Annotated in this window: 3 protein-coding genes; all 3 read left to right on the top strand. The window is 72.3% G+C overall.

The features are described from left to right. A partial coding sequence (locus tag AB0J09_RS62835) for a pyridoxal phosphate-dependent aminotransferase (RefSeq protein WP_360713793.1) occupies positions 1-639 on the top strand: 639 nt, incomplete at its 5' end. 12 nt (positions 640-651) lie between these two features. Then, positions 652-1,338 carry an alpha/beta hydrolase gene (locus tag AB0J09_RS62830; protein ID WP_360713791.1) on the top strand — a complete coding sequence of 229 codons (687 nt, stop codon included), beginning with the start codon at positions 652-654 and terminating at the stop codon, positions 1,336-1,338. Positions 1,339-1,383: 45 nt separating this feature from the next. Beyond that, on the top strand, positions 1,384-2,244 hold an 861-nt coding region (locus AB0J09_RS62825), incomplete at its 3' end, for an ABC transporter ATP-binding protein (protein ID WP_360713789.1).

Genomic DNA, 2,244 nt, shown 5'->3' with positions numbered 1-2,244 from the left:
CGAGCCGGACAGGAACACCGAGTCGGGGCTCGCCGCCACACCGGTGCCCCGATGGATCTCTGTTTCACCGGCGAGACCCCGCCGCCGCTGGCCTCGTTCAAGGGCGGAGATCACCTGATCTCCGTCGGTTCGCTGAGCAAGCTCGTCTGGGGCGGGCTGCGGGTCGGGTGGATCCGCGCGGCGGCGCCGCTGGTCTCGCGGCTGGCCAGGCTGCGGGCCGTGCACGACCTGGGCGGCGAGGTCTTCAGCCAGCTCGCCGCCGTCGCCCTGCTGCGCCGCCTGGACGAGGTACGCGCGGCGCGCGTGCGCACGTTGCGCGAGCGCCACGACCACCTGTGCGCCGAGTTGCGCGAGCACCTGCCGTCGTGGTCCTTCGAGCCGGCGCTCGGCGGCCAGACCATCTGGGTACGGATCCCGCGCGGCGACGTCGACTCGTTCGCCCAGGTCGCGCTCAGGCACGGCGTCGCGGTGCCGCCGGGGAGGTCGTTCGATCCGCTCGGCGGGCACGCGGACCGCATGCGCCTGCACTTCCTCTTTCCGGAGGAGGAGCTTTCGCGAGCAGTGAACAACCTGGCCGCGGCCTGGGCGGTCTACGACGGATCCGGCCGCTCGGTCTCCCGCCACCCCCTGATCGTCTGACAGGGTAGACCCATGGAGACGACCTTCGTACTCGTGCACAGCCCTTCCGTCGGGCCGTCGACATGGGCTCCCGTGGCCGAGTCACTGGAGCGCCGCGGACACGCGGCCGTGGTGCCCGACCTGACCGGCGTGGCGGCGGGCGGCGCGCCGTACTGGCCGCGGGTGGTGGAGGCGGTGCGCGCGGCCACCCCGGACACGCCCGTCGTGCTGGCCGTGCACAGCAACGCGGGCTTCTTCCTGCCGCTGATCAAGGAGGGCCTGGGCGAACGGGTGGTGGCGTGCGTGTTCACCGACGCGCACATCCCGCCGCGCGAGGGCCTGGTCAAGACCGCGGAAGAGGGCTTCCTGCCGTTCCTGCACGACCTGGCGGGCCCCGACGGTGTGCTGCCGCGCTGGACCGACTGGTGGGACGAGGAGGACGTGGTGGCCATGCTGCCCGATCCCGCCGTCCGCATACGGGTGGCGGCCGAGCAGCCGCGGTTGCCGCTCGACTACTACACCCAGCCCATCCCCGTGCCCGCCGGGTGGGACGACGTCAGGTGCTCGTGCCTGTGGTTCGGCCCACCGTACGAGAACGTCGCCGAGGAGGCGACCCGGCGGGGCTGGCCCGTGACCCGCGTGCCCGGCATGCACCTGCACCAGATCGTCGACCCGGAGGGCGTCACGGACGCGCTGCTCAAGCTCTCACGGAAGCCGTGAATTCCTCACTGTCGCCCCGCGATCGGCCCCGGAAAACTCGTACGCATGACAGCGATCGAAGTGAACGGGCTCAGGAAGAGCCACCAGGGGTTCGAGGCGGTGAAGGGCATCTCGTTCGAGGTGGCCGAAGGTCAGATCTTCGCGCTGCTGGGCAGGAACGGCGCGGGCAAGACCACCACGATCGAGGTGCTCGCCGGCTTCCAGCGGGCCGACGGGGGCATCGTGCGGGTGCTCGGCCTCGACCCGTACGCCGACCGCGCGGCCGTCAGGCAGCGCACCGGGATCATGTTGCAGGAGGCCGGGTTCTTCCCTGACCTGACAGTGGCCCAGACCGTCGACACCTGGGGCGACTTCACCGCCGCGCCCCGCCCGCGCGACGAGGCGCTGGAGCTGGCGGGGCTGGCGGGGCTGGCGGGCAAACACGCCACCAAGGTCCGCCAGCTCTCGGGCGGCGAGAAGCGCAGGCTCGATCTGGCGCTGGCTCTGCTGGGCCGTCCCGATGTGCTGTTCCTCGACGAGCCGACCACCGGCATGGATCCCGAGGCGCGCAGCAATACCTGGGCCGTCGTCCGCGACCTGGCCAGGCAGGGCACCACGATCCTGCTCACCACGCACTACCTGGACGAGGCTCAGCGCCTGGCCTCCGCCATGGCGATCATGGATGAGGGCGAGGTGGTCGCGTCGGGCGACATGGCGGAGACCCTCGCCGCCATGTCGGGGCGGGTGGCGTTCCGACTGCCCGCGCATGTCAACCCGGCCGACCTGCCGCTGCCGGTCACCGTGGAGGGCGAGAGCGCCGTCTGCCGCGCCGCGGACCCCGACCTGGCCGCGCAGACGCTGCTGACCTGGGCGGCCGAGCGCGGCATGCGCCTGGCGGGCCTCGTGGTCCGTACGGCCACCCTCGAA

Origin of the sequence: Nonomuraea sp. NPDC049784, assembly GCF_040659615.1 — a bacterium.
GTDB lineage: Bacteria > Actinomycetota > Actinomycetes > Streptosporangiales > Streptosporangiaceae > Nonomuraea.
The sequence above is the reverse complement of the archived record's forward strand: the minus strand, read 5'-3'. Positions and strand labels throughout refer to the sequence as shown.

Excerpts from the sequence above, each read along its gene's own strand:
- AB0J09_RS62830 (WP_360713791.1), top strand. The coding sequence starts at position 652 with ATGGAGACGACCTTCGTACTCGTGCACAGCCCTTCCGTCGGGCCGTCG.